This is a genomic window from Mycobacterium sp. 20KCMC460, assembly GCF_022179425.1.
Classification (GTDB): domain Bacteria; phylum Actinomycetota; class Actinomycetes; order Mycobacteriales; family Mycobacteriaceae; genus Mycobacterium; species Mycobacterium kiyosense.
The window spans coordinates 5,188,967-5,202,707 of sequence record NZ_AP025524.1 but is presented as its reverse complement, the minus strand read 5'-3'; the positions used below and the strand labels follow the sequence as shown (position 1 = coordinate 5,202,707).

Here is a 13,741-nt window from a genome sequence, read left to right as displayed (position 1 = left end):
AATCGCGTCGAGCCGCACCAGTAAGATTCCGGACGCGTCAACGCACCCGCGAAGACGCACCCGCAGAGAAAGGCGCCCCGCCATGTCTGTCGCGATCGATCGCCCCAAGATCGAAGGCAACATCGCCGTCGGCGAGAACCGTCAGATCGGTTTCGCCGAATTCGGCGCCCCCCAGGGGCGCGCCGTGTTCTGGCTGCACGGCACGCCGGGCGCCCGGCGGCAGATCCCCACCGAGGCCCGCGTCTACGCCGAACACCACGACATCCGGCTGATCGGCATCGACCGTCCCGGCATCGGTTCCTCGACGCCACACCGCTACGAGGCCATCTCGGAGTTCGCCGAAGACCTCCGCACCATCGCCGACACCTTCGGCATCGAGAAGATGGCCGTCGTCGGCCTGTCCGGTGGCGGCCCCTACGCGCTGGCCTGCGGCGCGCGGCTGAGCGACCGGGTGGTGGCCCTCGGCGTGCTCGGGGGAGTGGCGCCCACCCAGGGGCCCGACGCGATCAGCGGCGGGGCGATGACCCTTGGCCTGCGGGTCGCGCCGCTGCTGAAGTTCGGCGGCAACCCGCTGCGCATCGGCGCGAGCATGCTGATCCAGTCGATCCGGCCCGTCGCGTCCAGCGCGCTGGAGGTGTACGCCCTGCTCTCACCCGAGGCCGACCGGCACCTGCTGACCCGGCCCGAGTTCAAGGCGATGTTCCTCGACGACCTACTCAACGGCAGCCGCAAGCAACTGGCGGCGCCGTTCAACGACGTCATCCTGTTCGCCCGGGACTGGGGATTCCGGCTCGACGAAGTCAAGGTTCCGGTGCGGTGGTGGCACGGCGACCACGACCACATCATCCCGTTCTCCCACGGCGAGCACGTGGTCGCGCGACTGCCCGACGCCGAGCTGTTCCACCTGCCCGAGGAGAGCCATCTGGCCGGGCTGGGCCGCGGCGAGGAGATCCTGGCCACCCTGATGAAGATCTGGGACGAGGGTCGGTAGCCTCACTGGCGTGCTGCTGACCTCGCTGAATCCCGCGGCGGCGACCGCCGACGACATCCCCGACGCGGTCAGCATCGACGGGTTCCGGCTCAGTCGCGGCGACCTGGTGGGCGCCGCGACGTCGGTGGCCGAGCGGGTGGCCGGCGCCCGGATGATCGCGGTGCTGGCCGCGCCCACGGCGTCGACCGTGCTGGCGGTCGTCGGCTGCCTGATCGCCGGTGTGCCGTTCGTCCCGGTGCCCGCCGACGTCGGAGTGGCCGAACGCCGGCACATGCTCACCGACTCCGGCGCCCAGGCGTGGCTGGGGCCGCAGCCGGACGATCCCGATGGGCTGCAACACATTCCGGTGCGGCTGCATGCACGTTCTTGGCATCGCTACGCCGAGCCGTCGCCCGACGCGCCGGCGATGGTGGTCTACACCTCCGGCACTACCGGCCTGCCCAAGGGGGTGCAGGTGAGCCGCCGAGCGATCGCCGCCGACCTGGATGCGTTGGCCGAGGCCTGGCAGTGGACCGCCGACGACGTGCTGGTGCACGGGCTGCCGCTGTATCACATCCACGGTCTGGTCCTCGGCTTGCTCGGATCCTTGCGGGTGGGAAATCGCTTCGTGCACACCGGAAAACCGACGCCCGCCGGGTACGCGGCGGCGCGCGGGTCGCTGTACTTCGGGGTGCCGACGGTGTGGTCGCGGCTGGTCGCCGACTCTAGCGCAGCCGAATCATTAAGGACCGCAAGGTTATTGGTATCGGGCAGTGCGGCGCTGCCGGTCCCGGTGTTCGAGCGACTCGAGGCATTGACCGGACACCGCCCGATCGAACGCTACGGCGCGTCGGAATCGCTGATCACCGTGTCCACCCGCGCCGACGGCGAACGCCGCCCGGGCTGGGTCGGGTTCCCGTTGACCGGGGTGCAGACCCGGCTGGTGGACGACCACGGCGATCCGGTGCCACACGACGGCGAGACCGTCGGCAAGCTGCAGGTTCGGGGCGCCACCCTGTTCGACGGGTACCTGAACCGTCCCGAGGCGACCGCGGAGGCATTCACCACCGACGGCTGGTACCGCACCGGCGACGTCGCCGTCATCGACGGCGGGGGAATGCATCGCATCGTCGGGCGCGAGTCCGTCGACCTGATCAAATCCGGTGGGTACCGCATCGGCGCCGGCGAGATCGAGACCGTGCTGCTCGGGCATCCGGGCGTGGACGAAGCCGCCGTGGTGGGGCTGCCCGATGAAGACCTGGGTCAGCGGATCGTCGCCTACGTCGTCGGCTCCGCCGTTCCGGATGAGCTGATCACCTTTGTCGCTGAACAACTTTCGGTGCACAAGCGACCGCGTGAGGTACGCATCGTGGACGAGCTGCCGCGCAACGCCCTGGGCAAAGTGCTGAAAAAGCAGCTGATGGCCGAGGGTTAGTGGCGTTCGGCCAAAGTCAGTCCGGCAGGCGCCGGTTCAGCAAGGCGGCTGCGGCCAGGGAGGCGGCCAGCAACACGACACCCAGGCCGATCCAGGCCGCGCTGGCGTCGCCTTTGACGGTTTCGTACCCGATCTGTTGCTGCAAGGCGGCGTACGTCTGCTGGAGCTGCTCGAAGTTGCGGGCCTGAAAAGCGCGCCCGCCGGACAATTCGGCGATCTGGGCCAGCGACTCGTCGTCAACGGGGACCGGAATGTCGGTCCCGTTGAGGTTGACGGTTCCCTCGAGGGTGCCGAACGAGATTGTCGAGATCTGCACACCTTGCTCTTTGGCGGCGCGCGCCGCGGTGAAAGCCCCGCGGGGCGCGTTCAAATCCACCGGGACGGTTTCCTTGCCGTCGGATTCGAGCACGATACGCGCGGGCGGCGGTTTGCCGTCGCCGCCGCCGATCATCCCGACGACGGTGGTGATGGCTTGCAGCGCAGTGAATATCGCTTCGCCGGTCGCGGTCCGCTCTTCAGGTTGCAATCGGTCGATCGCCGCCTTCATCGCGTCGCGGTTGGTGGTGGGTGGCACGAGCAGCGTTGCGGTGCCACCGAATGCAACGAGCCCGAGGTTGATGCCAGGGGTGAGCTCATCGGTGAAGGCCTTGCCGGCGGCTTTGGCCGCTTCGATGCGACTCGGTGCAACATCGGTGGCGACCATCGACTCGGAGACGTCGATGACGAGCATGACGACCGCGCGGTTGCGTGGGATGCGGATGTCGTGGGTGGGCCCGGCCATCGCGGTGGTCAGCAGAGCGAGCGCCGCCACCAGCAGTGCCGCCGGCAGATGCCGCCATCGGGCCGGCGGCCGCGCCGGCGCGATTTGTTCGAGCAGCGCCATATTGGCGAACCGCATCACGCGTCTGCGCCGGGCCAACGTCGCCAGCACGTAGGCCGCGATCAGGACGGCGACGACCGCCAAGTAGAGGAACAGCCAGGCGTCGGAGAACCCGGAAAAGCTCAGTGGACCCAGCATTGGCAAATTCATCGAGAACCGACTTCCCTCGGCGGGCCGAACATCAGGCGGGCAACCGGCGATTGAGGAGCAAGCCCAGCAGCATGCCGATGGTGGCCACCAGCACACCCAGCCGCAACCAGCCCGCGCTGGCCGGGCCCTGGATGGTCTGGTAGCCGACCTGCTGTTGCACCGCGTTATAGCTGCGGTTGAGATCGTCGACGTTCGACGCCCGATACGCCTGCCCGCCGGAGAGTTCGGCGATGCGTTTGAGCATCGAGTCGTCCACCGGCACCGGCACCTGCTGATTCGCCAGCTCCACCGTGCCCGCCCGGGTACCGAAGGCGATGGTCGAAACCGGCACCCCCTGGTCCTTCGCGGATCGCGCGGCGACGTAAGCGCCGGGCGGGCTGCCCGAGTTGTCCGGGTTCTCCGGCTTGTTCTCTTTGCCGTCGGAAAGCAGCACGATGCGCGCGGGCGGCGGCGGCGCATCCCCACTGCGGAGCACAGCGGCCACGGTCGCCACCGATTGCAGCGCCGCGGTCAGCGCCGCACCGATCGCCGTCGAGTCACCGGGGCGCAGGTTGTCCAGCGCGGCGACGGTGGCCGCATGATCGGGCGTCGGCGACACCAGCACGTTGACCGTTCCGGAGAAACCGATCAGACCGAGGTTGACCCCGGGGGTCAACTGCTGCGCGAACCGCTTGGCCGCCGCCTTGGCCGCATCGAGGCGGTTGGGCGGTTCGTCGGTCGCACGCATCGATTGGGACACGTCGATGGCGAGCATGATCACCGCCCTGTTTCGGGGCACCTTGATGTCGCGGGACGGCCCGGTCAATGCCACCGTGAGCAGTGCCAGCGCCACCAGCATCACCGCCATGGGCACGTGCCGCCACGGCGACGGACGACGCGGCGCCACCGTCGCCAGCAGCTCGGGATCGGCGAAGCGCTGCAGTCGGCGGCGGCGCCTGATCGAGGCCCATACGTACAGGGCCGCCAAACCCAGGGGGATCAACAACAGCAGGAACAGCCATGGCCGTTCGAACCCTGAAACGGACACCAGGCCCAATCCCGGAATGGTCATCACGAGTCCATGGCGGGTAGGACCATCCGGCTGACCTCCAGCATGTCGGTTACCGCGGCAGAGCCGGGCGGTTTCCCCACTTCGATATCGAGTGCTCGATCGTACAAGCGTTAACTGAGTGCAGCGGCGCGCCCGAGCGGGGTGGTAGAACGGCCGCGATCCGCAATACCGTTGCAGATTGTGCGTATCGATCCCGGCCCATTGACGTGGAGTTCGGGCGTGTTGACCGGGCAGGTGGACGTCACGTCCGTCTTGACCATCGTGGTAGCGGCCGGGTGCTCCGCTGTTACCGACAGGGGCGACACGGCACGAGATCGGTCCGGTCGGGACACGCCGTGTGCTTCAGCGTCGGCTTGGCGCTGTGGGCGGTGGCGACGCTGAGCGCAATCGGCGCATACGCCTATGCCCTGTTCTGGATGCGTGCGCTGCAGGTTTTGCTGCTGCTCTACGTGGTGCCGCTGTTTCTCGCGCTGGGCCGACCGGTGACCGTGGTGTGTGAGGCGCTGCGCCCGGCTGGGCGCGACCGGTTCGAACAGCTGTTGGCCAGCCCGCCCGCGCGAGTGTTCGCGCACCCGCTGACGACGTCGCTGGGAATGCTCGCCACGCCGTGGCTGCTTTATCTGACACCCTGGTACGAGGCGGCGCTGCAGCATGAATGGGTCGGCGCCCCGACGCGAATACTTCTGGTAGCCATTGGATTCGGGTATTTCTATGCCCGCCTGCAAGCCGACCCGGTGCCGCGGCGATACTCCCAGCTGATCTCGCTGCTGATCACCGTCGCCGAGGCGCTGGGCGACGGCGTGCTGGGGCTGGTCATCTGGCAGGGATCGCTGATCGCGGCCGGCTATTACGCGGCCCGCACCTGGGGTCCCGATCAGCGGCTCGATCAGACGATCGGCGCCGGCGTGCTGTGGATCATGGGCGATCTGGTCGCCTGGCCGTTTTTGCTGTTGCTGATGCGTGCGTTGTCCCGCGATGAACAAGCTCACGCTCTCGACATCGACAGCCGGCTGGACGAGCTGCAGGAGATGAGCGGGAACGACGCGACAGCATCGGACGAGGCCGCGAGCCACTCCGACGGCGCCCCACCGTCAACGCTGTGGTGGGAGCAGGATCCCCAGCTGCGGGAACGATTCGGGCGACGTTGACGACCCCTCCCGGCACGCGACTGACGAAACGCACAGCAAATTGGCAGCGAACTCCCGGTTTGATCGGTGGGAACGATCACCTTGTTCACCCCGGCGTGCCTAAATCGTGACGGGACTCGCAGCAATTTGGTAGCCCCAGGCACGGGCGTTCCCGCGGAGCTTGCCCTACCGTCGTCAGCGTGAATCGACGCAACGATGAACTCGGCGCCGCCGTGGTCACCGCGGCCGACCAACCCCGCACCAACTCGATGGCGCGGGTGGCGCTGGCCTGCTACGTCGGCTCGGCGATTGAGTTCTACGACTTCCTCATCTACGGCACCGCCGCCGCACTGGTGTTCCCGGTGGTGTTCTTTCCGCATCTGAGCCCCACCGTGGCCACCGTCGCCTCCATGGGCACATTTGCCGCGGCATTCCTGTCGCGACCGCTGGGGGCAGCGGTGTTCGGCTACTACGGCGACCGGTTGGGCCGCAAGAAGACCCTGATGGCCACCCTGCTGATCATGGCCGTCTCGACGGTGTCGGTGGGGCTGGTGCCCACCACCGCCGAGGTCGGCGCCGTCGCGCCGCTGATGCTGGCCGGTTTACGTTTGCTGCAAGGTTTCGCCGTCGGCGGCGAATGGGCCGGGTCAGCTCTGCTCAGCGTGGAGTCCGCGCCACCCGACAAACGCGGCCGGTACGGCATGTTCACCCTGATCGGCGGGGGCACCGCCACCGTGATTGCCGGCATCACCTTCCTCGGCGTCAGCTTCACGATCGGCGAGAACAGCCGGGCGTTCCTGGATTGGGGTTGGCGAGTGCCGTTCCTGATCAGCGCCGTGCTGATCGTGATCGCCCTCTACGTGCGGCTCAACATCGAGGAAACACCGGTGTTCGCCGTGGAGAAGGCGCGCAACCTGGTGCCCGACGCGCCGGTGGCGGAGGTGCTGCGACTGCAGCGCCGCGAGGTGTTGCTGGGCGCCGGCAGCGTGTTGACCCCGTTCGCTCTGGTGTACATGGCCAGCACCTTCCTGCCCGGTTATACGCACAACCACCTGGGGTTTTCCCGGGTCTTCATCCTGTCGGTCGGGGTGCTCGGCGGGCTGGTCAGCATCGCGTCGGTAGCGACGTCGGCCATGCTGTGCGACCGGTACGGTCGCCGCCGCCTGATGCTGCTCGGCTACGGCGCCTGCCTGCCCTGGTCGCTGCTGGTGATGCCGCTGATCGGCACCGGCAGCCCGGTGGGCTATGCGGTGGCAATCGTCGGGATCTACGGCCTGGTCGGGATCGGCTCGGGCCCCACCGCGTCGTTCATCCCGGAATTGTTCGACACCCGCTACCGCTACACCGGGTCGGCGCTGTCAGTGAATCTCGGCGGTATCGCCGGCGGCGCGGTGCCGCCGCTGATCGCCGGGACGCTGATCGGCAGCTACGGCAGCTGGTCGGTGGGAGTGTTGCTGGCGGGGCTGGTCGCCACCAGCCTGGCATGCACCTACCTGCTGCCCGAAACCAACGGAACGGTGATCAGTTGGCGTGCAGGTCCTCGTTGAGCGCGATGCCCTGACCGCCGCGCGGCACCACCTCGACCGCGCCGCTCAGCGAATTGCGACGGAACAGCAAGTTGCTGCCGCCGGACAGTTCGGCGGCTTTCAGCGTGTTGCCGTCGGGCGTGCTGACCTTGGTGCCCGCGGTGACGTACAGCCCGGCCTCCACCACGCAGTCGTCGCCCAGTGAGATGCCCAGTCCCGCGTTGGCGCCCAGCAGGCAGCGTTTGCCGATCGAGATCACCTGCTCACCGCCGCCGGACAGGGTGCCCATGATCGAGGCGCCGCCGCCGATATCGGATCCGTCGCCCACCACCACGCCCGCCGAGATGCGGCCCTCCACCATGGACGCTCCCAGGGTGCCGGCATTGAAGTTGACGAAGCCCTCGTGCATCACCGTTGTGCCCGGCGCCAGGTGCGCGCCCAGGCGCACCCGGTCGGCGTCGGCGATCCGCACACCCGTGGGCAGCACGTAATCGACCATCCGCGGAAACTTGTCGACGCCGAACACCGTCACCGGACCGTGCCGGCGCAGCCGGGCCCGCACCGCCTCGAATCCCTCTACAGCGCAGGGGCCGCGATTGGTCCAGACCACATTGGTCAATACTCCGAACAAGCCGCCGGCGTTCAGCCCGTGCGGCGCGACCAGGCGGTGCGACAGCAGATGCAACCGCAGGTAGGCGTCGTACGCGTCGGCGGCCTGGTCGTCCAGCGACCCGATCACGGTGCGCACGGCGATGGTTTCGGTGCGGCGGTCGTCGTCGCGGCCGACCAGGGCGGCCAGTTCGGCGGGCACATCCGAGAGCGCCAGTCGCGACGTGGCGGACTCGCCCGATTCGGCCAGTTCCGGCGCCGGGAACCAAGCGTCCAGGACAGCTCCGTCGGAGGCCAGCGTCGCCAGGCCGATGCCTACAGCTCCAGTCACGGTCGACAAGGGTACTTTGACCGCTCGCCGGCTGGATCGCCAGCACGGAGAACTAGGCTGGGCCGCGTGTTGGACTTGCGTGGCGACCCTGTTGAGCTGACCGCGGCACTGGTCGATATCCCCAGCGAGTCGCGGCATGAGGCGCGTATCGCCGACGAGGTCGAGGCGGCCCTGCGCGCGCAGACCGCCGGCTTCGAGATCGTTCGCAACGGCAACGCGGTGCTGGCCCGCACCGCGTTGGGCCGGCCTTCGCGGGTGTTGCTGGCCGGGCACCTGGACACCGTCCCGGCGGCCGATAACCTGCCCAGCCGGCTGCTGGGCGATCAATTGCACGGCTGCGGCACCTCCGACATGAAGTCCGGGGACGCGGTCTTCCTGCACCTTGCGGCGACCGTGGCCGAGCCGGCCTACGACATCACCCTGGTGATGTACGACTGTGAGGAAATCGATTCGGCGGCAAACGGTTTGGGTCGTCTGGAGCGGGAACTGCCGGACTGGTTGACCGCCGACGTAGCAGTTCTGGGCGAGCCCACCGGCGGCTTCGTCGAGGCCGGTTGCCAGGGCACCCTGCGAGTTGTGGTCAGCGCCAACGGAACCCGTGCCCACTCGGCACGATCATGGCTGGGCGACAACGCAATTCACAAACTCGGTGCCGTGCTGGACCGGCTCGCGGGATATCGGGCGCGCAGCGTCGACATCGACGGGTGTGTGTACCGGGAGGGTTTGTCCGCGGTGCGCATCGACGGCGGAATCGCCGGAAACGTGATCCCCGACGCGGCCTCGGTGACGGTCAACTTCCGCTTCGCCCCCGATCGCTCGGCGGATGCCGCGCTGGCGCACGTGCACGAGGTGCTCGACGGGCTCGATGTCGACATCGCATTGACCGACTCCGCAGCCGGCGCGTTGCCCGGCCTTTCGGCGCCGGCGGCCGCGGGATTGGTCGAGGCGGCCGGCGGACAGGTGCGGGCCAAGTACGGCTGGACCGACGTGTCGCGCTTCGCCGCGCGGGGCATTCCGGCGCTGAATTACGGCCCGGGCGATCCGAACCTGGCGCATACACGCGACGAGTGGGTCTCGGTAGCTCAGATCAAGGCTGCGACGGAGATGCTGCGGGGATATCTGAACCGGTAGCGCTGGCCCGGGCCCCCACCACTCCACCACCTGAGGTGAAACCCTGCACCGGACCCACCGGCGAACGCGCCCACTGGTGGTGGTACCCACCCTTCCAACCCCAACCACCACCCGCGACCAACTAGCTCGGCGAACTCGTCACGACCGCGCGGGCGGCACGTGCGGCATCGGCGGGCCCGGCCGATCGCCGCTACGGCGTCACGACGACTTCGACGCTGTCCGCGCCAGCGTTGGCCACCACCGTCAACACCGGTGCATTGGGCGCCGAAACCACCTGTCCGCCTTTGATGTTCACGCGATACCCGTTGGGATATTCGATAGCCGGCACCGATACCAGGGTCTGCGCGCCGGGAGCGAAGCGGCCACCATGGTCGGGACGCTCGGTCGAATAGCACAGCCGGAAGGTTCCCGACCGGAACGACCAGGATCCCGGCGTGCCCGCAACCACCTGGGGGTACGGCGCGGCGAGCACCGCAAGCTTGGCGGTGTTCACGTTGCCGCCCGTCGGCGGCTGGCTGGGGTCGAACACCAGCGCCTGGCCGTTTGGCGACGAGCTGGTCTTGTCGTTGCCGGTATAGGCCCACTCCAGCCAGCTCAGCCGGTGCCGGTCGGCGTGGTGGAGCACCTCGCGCAGGTTCGGTAGGTCGTCGGTGGCGCCGAATTCCGTCAACAGCGCTGGAATGCCGTGCAGATCGGCATAGAGGCTGGCGTTGGTGAAGGTGACGCTGTCCTCCAGTCGGCAGGTGATGCTCTTGTGCAGTATCGACTCGACGGCGCAATAGTCGTGGAACGAGAAGCCGGTGCTCGGGTCGACCACCCGACCGAGGTCGGTGTGAATTCCCTCGGCGAACAACACGTTCGGCTCGAAGAACACCAGCGTCGCCGGATCCGAGGCTCGGATCGCAGGCACCACTTTCCGGTAGAAGGCGGTCAATTTCAGGTCCTGTAGCGGGCAGCCCAACACCGGGTTGAAGCAACCCTCCCAGATGAATCCCGGCCACGGCTCATTGAGCACCTCGTAGCCGAACACCCCTGGGTTGCCGTGGAAGTAGCCGGCGACATGTGCCCAGGCGCGCGTGTAGTGGTCCTGCAAGCCGATCCCGTCCGGTGCGGGATTGTTGCGCCAGAACGCATTCCACGCATATTCCGCGGCGGGATTGAGGAAATAATTGCCGGGGAAGCCAAGTTGCGGATTGGGCAGGCCGACGTTCTGCACCGCCCACCCAGGGGCGCCCTCGCCGCCGAACAGCTCGTTGTACATGTCCTGGTGGAAGTCGAGCAGGCTGATGATCCCGTGCGATGCCAGCGTGGCCACCGTCTGGGCGATCGAAGCGAGATAGTTGTCGTCGTAGCTGAGTGGTTGCGGCTCAACGGCCGCCCAGATCACACCTATCCGCATCGCGTTGAATCCGTTGTCCGCCAAGAAGGCCGCGTCGTCATCGCCGAAACCGTCAGCCGACGGTGTATACGGTGGCACCTTGTACACCTGGTTGAGACCGTGCAGGATGACCGCGCGCCCGTCGGAGTCGGTCATCCACCGCCCGCTGTGGCCAAGAGGCATCGTCGGCCCGACGGCCGCAGCATGCGCCGGCGGCGGGGGGACGACCACGAACGCCGGTGTTGTCATGCCGGCGATCAGCAGCAGGCCGGTTGCCACCAGCCTTGCCGCACGGAACATTCTGGAAACAGTGAGGCGTAATAGTCACCCGGTCAATACGGGCTGGTCACGTTTGACTTCCAATGCGGCGCGCCGCCAGTCGCCGCCATCACACCCAATCGGTGCCGTCAAGCCGGGTAGCGCCGCTCCTGATCGGCCGCGTCGGCGGCCGCCGCACCCATCCCGAGCGCGGCCAGCTCCTCGGCCACCGATGCCAACCCGGCCGCGTCCCGGGCGGCCAGCGCTCGAGCGTGACGCAGAGCGATATCGGCCGCCAGGCAATGAATCTCGGCTGCAAGCCGACTGAGTGGCTCCACCGCCCGCACCTCACCCAGCCGCACGGCGTCGTGCCAGGCGAGCACCGCCACCGCGGACTGCCCGGCGCGCTCGGCCATCCGCGCCGCATCCCGTGCCGCGGCCACCGCGCCCGCAGCATCCCGCGCCGTCAGCCTGGTCCAGGCCCGCGCCATCCCCAGCTCCGGGGCGAACAACGCCGACTTGGTCCCGTGCCGATTCTCCGCGCGGCGCAACGCTTTTGCCGATCCGGGAATGTCGCCCTGCCGGGCGATGGCTGTCGTCAACAACATCAACGACAGCGGACCCCACGAGTAGCCGGTGCGCTCCAGCTCGGCGGCAGCTGGCTCCAATAGTGCAGCAGCAGTGGCGAATTCGCCCCGCACATTCAACACGTAAGCCAGCAGCACCTCGCCGATGGCGCGGCCGGGTTGTTGCAACTCGGCGAAGTCGGTGAACTCCTGGGCCAGCGTCTGAGCCTGCTCGACTTGGCCCGCCATCACCAGCGACGTGATCTGACCCAGCCCGACGGTGAACCGCAGCAGGCCGGGATGCTCTGCGGCCGACGCCTTTTCGGCTAGGCGTTCGACGTCGCCGAGCCGTCCCATCCGGGCCGACGACAACGCGGCCGCACTGCCCGCCCATGCCACCGCGGTATCGCCGGCCGCCGGAGCCGACAACACCTCGGTGGACAGCGCGATCGCCCGCGCCAGATTGCCGGAATTCATCGCGAACGTTGCGGTCAGCCCGTCCAACACGGTCTGCGCCGCTGGATCTTTCACCCGGGCGCGAGTCGTCTGCAAGAACGCCGCCGCCTTCTCCGGCTCACCCAGCATCCAGAACTGGTTGGCGGCCCGCGGCACCGCCCAGGCGATCAGTTCCGCCTCCGACAAACCAGCGGGATCAACCGCCGCGAACACCTGCCCGGCCTCGCGTCCACGTCCCTGCCAGCCGAGCGCTTGACCCAGCACCAGACGCGGCTCCAAAGCGCCCGAACGGTCCACCGCCGCCCGGGCCAACCGCTGCGCAAGCGGCAAGTCACCCAGCCGCAGCGCCTGCTGCGCGGCCGCAGCGACCTCGTCGGCCGGTTGCAACGCGTCGCTGTCCAGCGCCAGCGACGCCAGTCGCAGCCGATCACTGGGATGCTCGCTGGGATGCCGGGAAAGCAACTCGACCAACTCGGTGCGCTTGCGCCGAGCGTCCGCACCTAACTGCGCCCGCGCGCGTTCGGCGAACAGCGGGTGCGCGGTGTAGACCACCGGCTCGTCGTCGTTGCGCACCCGGGTTTCGGCCGCGCCGAACTCCTCGGCCTGATCGACCGCGCCGTCCCCGGCCAGCGCGGTGAGGTCGGCCAGCGTCAGCGGCTCGACCAGCGCCAGATAGTCCAGTACCGCCCGGGCCGGCGCTGGCAACTCGGCCAGGAACGCGTCGACTTCGGCCGCCGTCGTCGCACCAGCAGGCGGCTCGATCTCGATCCGATCCAGCAGGCCGTCGGCCCACAACGCCGCGATCGCCTGGGGGGCCGCGTCGGCCCGCGCGGTGACAAGCATCCGGGCCGCCCCGGTACGGGCCATCTGATAGACCAGCGTGGCCGACAGGATGTCCAGGTCGTGCGCCTCGTCGACGACGAGCAGCAGGTCACCCTGCTGGGCGGCCCGGGTCAACGACATCCGCGCCGCCCGCAACAGCGCGGCCGGCTTGCCGAGCTCGGCGACCTCGATCAGGTGCCCGAACGCGCCGAATGGCACCACCCGCTCGGTCGGAGTCCCGACCACCCACCGGGTCAGCGTGCCCGGGTGCTCACCGACGTAACGTTCGGCCGCCAACCGGGCCAGGGTCGACTTGCCGACCCCGTCGGGCCCGAGCACCACCGCCCCGCCCGACTGATTCAGCGCGACATCCAACCGCTCCAGCGCCGCCGTGTGTCGAGGGACGTTCCAGCGCATGGGCACGAGTCGACTCTATGGCCAGCGACCGGCGAACAGGGTGCGCAGGGTGCAGCCGAGTGGTTTAGGTTTCGGATATGCCCCCCACCGACCAGCGGGCGGTGGCCGTCTACTGCGCCGCCACGCCGACCCATCCCGAACTGCTCGAACTCGCCGCAACACTGGGAACGGCGATCGCCGAGCGCGGCTGGACCCTGGTCTGGGGCGGCGGCAACGTCTCGGCGATGGGCGCTGTCGCCGAGGCGGCGCGCGCGGCCGGCGGCTGGACCGTCGGGGTGATTCCGACCATGCTGCTGGACCGCGAACTCGCCGACCGCCAAGCCGACGAGCTGATTGTCACCGACACCCTGCGCGAGCGGAAGCAGGTCATGGAGCACCGCGCCGACGCCTTCATCGCGTTACCGGGCGGCGTCGGCACCCTGGACGAGTTGTTGAGCGCATGGACCGAGGGATATCTCGGCGTGCACGACAAACCTATTGTGATACTGGATCCCTGGGGGCACTACGAACCCGTGCGGGCCTGGATATACGGGCTGCTCGACAGCGGGTATATCTCGCGGGCCGCGGTCGACCGGCTCACGGTGGTCGATAAGGTCAGCGAGGCGCTACAAGCCTGCACGCCAGACAGATAACG

11 protein-coding genes and 1 pseudogene are annotated in these 13,741 nt (G+C 68.5%); 7 read left to right on the top strand and 5 right to left on the bottom strand.

Annotated features, from left to right (window positions below; all coding sequences use genetic code 11):
- The first annotated feature begins 82 nt into the window (after positions 1-82).
- Complete coding sequence (locus MKCMC460_RS23885) at positions 83-991, top strand: alpha/beta fold hydrolase (RefSeq protein WP_236977514.1); 909 nt, start codon at positions 83-85, stop codon at positions 989-991.
- Between the two features lie 10 nt (positions 992-1,001).
- Entirely contained in the window at positions 1,002-2,405 is a 1,404-nt protein-coding gene (locus tag MKCMC460_RS23880; protein ID WP_236977513.1) for an acyl-CoA synthetase, read from the top strand.
- 16 nt (positions 2,406-2,421) lie between these two features.
- Here MKCMC460_RS23880 and MKCMC460_RS23875 read toward each other — a convergent pair whose 3' ends face one another.
- Both MKCMC460_RS23875 and MKCMC460_RS23870 read right to left on the bottom strand, forming a co-directional pair.
- Positions 2,422-3,435, bottom strand: a complete 1,014-nt coding sequence (locus tag MKCMC460_RS23875; protein WP_236977512.1) for a VWA domain-containing protein — start codon at positions 3,433-3,435, stop codon at positions 2,422-2,424.
- 31 nt (positions 3,436-3,466) lie between these two features.
- A complete protein-coding gene (locus MKCMC460_RS23870; RefSeq protein ID WP_238304935.1) occupies positions 3,467-4,486 on the bottom strand; it encodes a VWA domain-containing protein in 1,020 nt (339 codons plus the stop codon).
- Between the two features lie 275 nt (positions 4,487-4,761).
- Between MKCMC460_RS23870 and MKCMC460_RS23865 the strand changes: the two genes are divergently transcribed.
- Together MKCMC460_RS23865 and MKCMC460_RS23860 are read left to right on the top strand one after the other, a co-directional pair.
- Positions 4,762-5,634, top strand: a complete 873-nt coding sequence (locus MKCMC460_RS23865; RefSeq protein ID WP_370652983.1) for a cytochrome c oxidase assembly protein — start codon at positions 4,762-4,764, stop codon at positions 5,632-5,634.
- Positions 5,635-5,882: 248 nt separating this feature from the next.
- Positions 5,883-7,160, top strand: a complete 1,278-nt coding sequence (locus MKCMC460_RS23860) for an MFS transporter (RefSeq protein ID WP_236984358.1) — start codon at positions 5,883-5,885, stop codon at positions 7,158-7,160.
- Here MKCMC460_RS23860 and dapD read toward each other — a convergent pair.
- Complete coding sequence (dapD, locus tag MKCMC460_RS23855) at positions 7,135-8,088, bottom strand: 2,3,4,5-tetrahydropyridine-2,6-dicarboxylate N-succinyltransferase (RefSeq protein WP_236977509.1); 954 nt, start codon at positions 8,086-8,088, stop codon at positions 7,135-7,137. The genes MKCMC460_RS23860 and dapD overlap by 26 nt on opposite strands.
- 57 nt (positions 8,089-8,145) lie before the next feature.
- Here dapD and dapE point away from each other — a divergent pair, with 57 nt between their 5' ends.
- Together dapE and MKCMC460_RS31910 are read left to right on the top strand one after the other, a co-directional pair.
- Positions 8,146-9,210, top strand: a complete 1,065-nt coding sequence (dapE, locus tag MKCMC460_RS23850; RefSeq protein WP_236977508.1) for a succinyl-diaminopimelate desuccinylase — start codon at positions 8,146-8,148, stop codon at positions 9,208-9,210.
- A pseudogene (locus tag MKCMC460_RS31910) lies at positions 9,204-9,335 on the top strand (hypothetical protein); the annotation flags it as partial. The gene dapE and the pseudogene MKCMC460_RS31910, both read left to right, overlap by 7 nt.
- A gap of 65 nt (positions 9,336-9,400) precedes the next feature.
- On the opposite strand, the gene MKCMC460_RS23845 reads toward MKCMC460_RS31910, so the two are convergent.
- Entirely contained in the window at positions 9,401-10,888 is a 1,488-nt protein-coding gene (locus MKCMC460_RS23845) for a cellulase family glycosylhydrolase (RefSeq protein ID WP_238304933.1), read from the bottom strand.
- A 107-nt stretch (positions 10,889-10,995) separates the two neighbouring features.
- Positions 10,996-13,113 carry an ATP-binding protein gene (locus MKCMC460_RS23840; RefSeq protein ID WP_236977503.1) on the bottom strand — a complete coding sequence of 706 codons (2,118 nt, stop codon included), beginning with the start codon at positions 13,111-13,113 and terminating at the stop codon, positions 10,996-10,998.
- A 71-nt stretch (positions 13,114-13,184) separates the two neighbouring features.
- Between MKCMC460_RS23840 and MKCMC460_RS23835 the strand changes: the two genes are divergently transcribed.
- Positions 13,185-13,739 carry a TIGR00730 family Rossman fold protein gene (locus MKCMC460_RS23835; RefSeq protein ID WP_236977502.1) on the top strand — a complete coding sequence of 185 codons (555 nt, stop codon included), beginning with the start codon at positions 13,185-13,187 and terminating at the stop codon, positions 13,737-13,739.
- The last annotated feature ends 2 nt before the right edge of the window (positions 13,740-13,741 follow it).

Bases quoted from the DNA above. Each gene is read 5' to 3' on its own strand.
- MKCMC460_RS23885 (WP_236977514.1), top strand. From the start codon at position 83: ATGTCTGTCGCGATCGATCGCCCCAAGATCGAAGGCAACATCGCCGTC.
- MKCMC460_RS23875 (WP_236977512.1), bottom strand. From the start codon at position 3,435: ATGAATTTGCCAATGCTGGGTCCACTGAGCTTTTCCGGGTTCTCCGAC.
- MKCMC460_RS23870 (WP_238304935.1), bottom strand. From the start codon at position 4,486: ATGACCATTCCGGGATTGGGCCTGGTGTCCGTTTCAGGGTTCGAACGG.
- MKCMC460_RS23860 (WP_236984358.1), top strand. From the start codon at position 5,883: ATGGCGCGGGTGGCGCTGGCCTGCTACGTCGGCTCGGCGATTGAGTTC.
- MKCMC460_RS23845 (WP_238304933.1), bottom strand. From the start codon at position 10,888: ATGTTCCGTGCGGCAAGGCTGGTGGCAACCGGCCTGCTGCTGATCGCC.
- MKCMC460_RS23835 (WP_236977502.1), top strand. From the start codon at position 13,185: ATGCCCCCCACCGACCAGCGGGCGGTGGCCGTCTACTGCGCCGCCACG.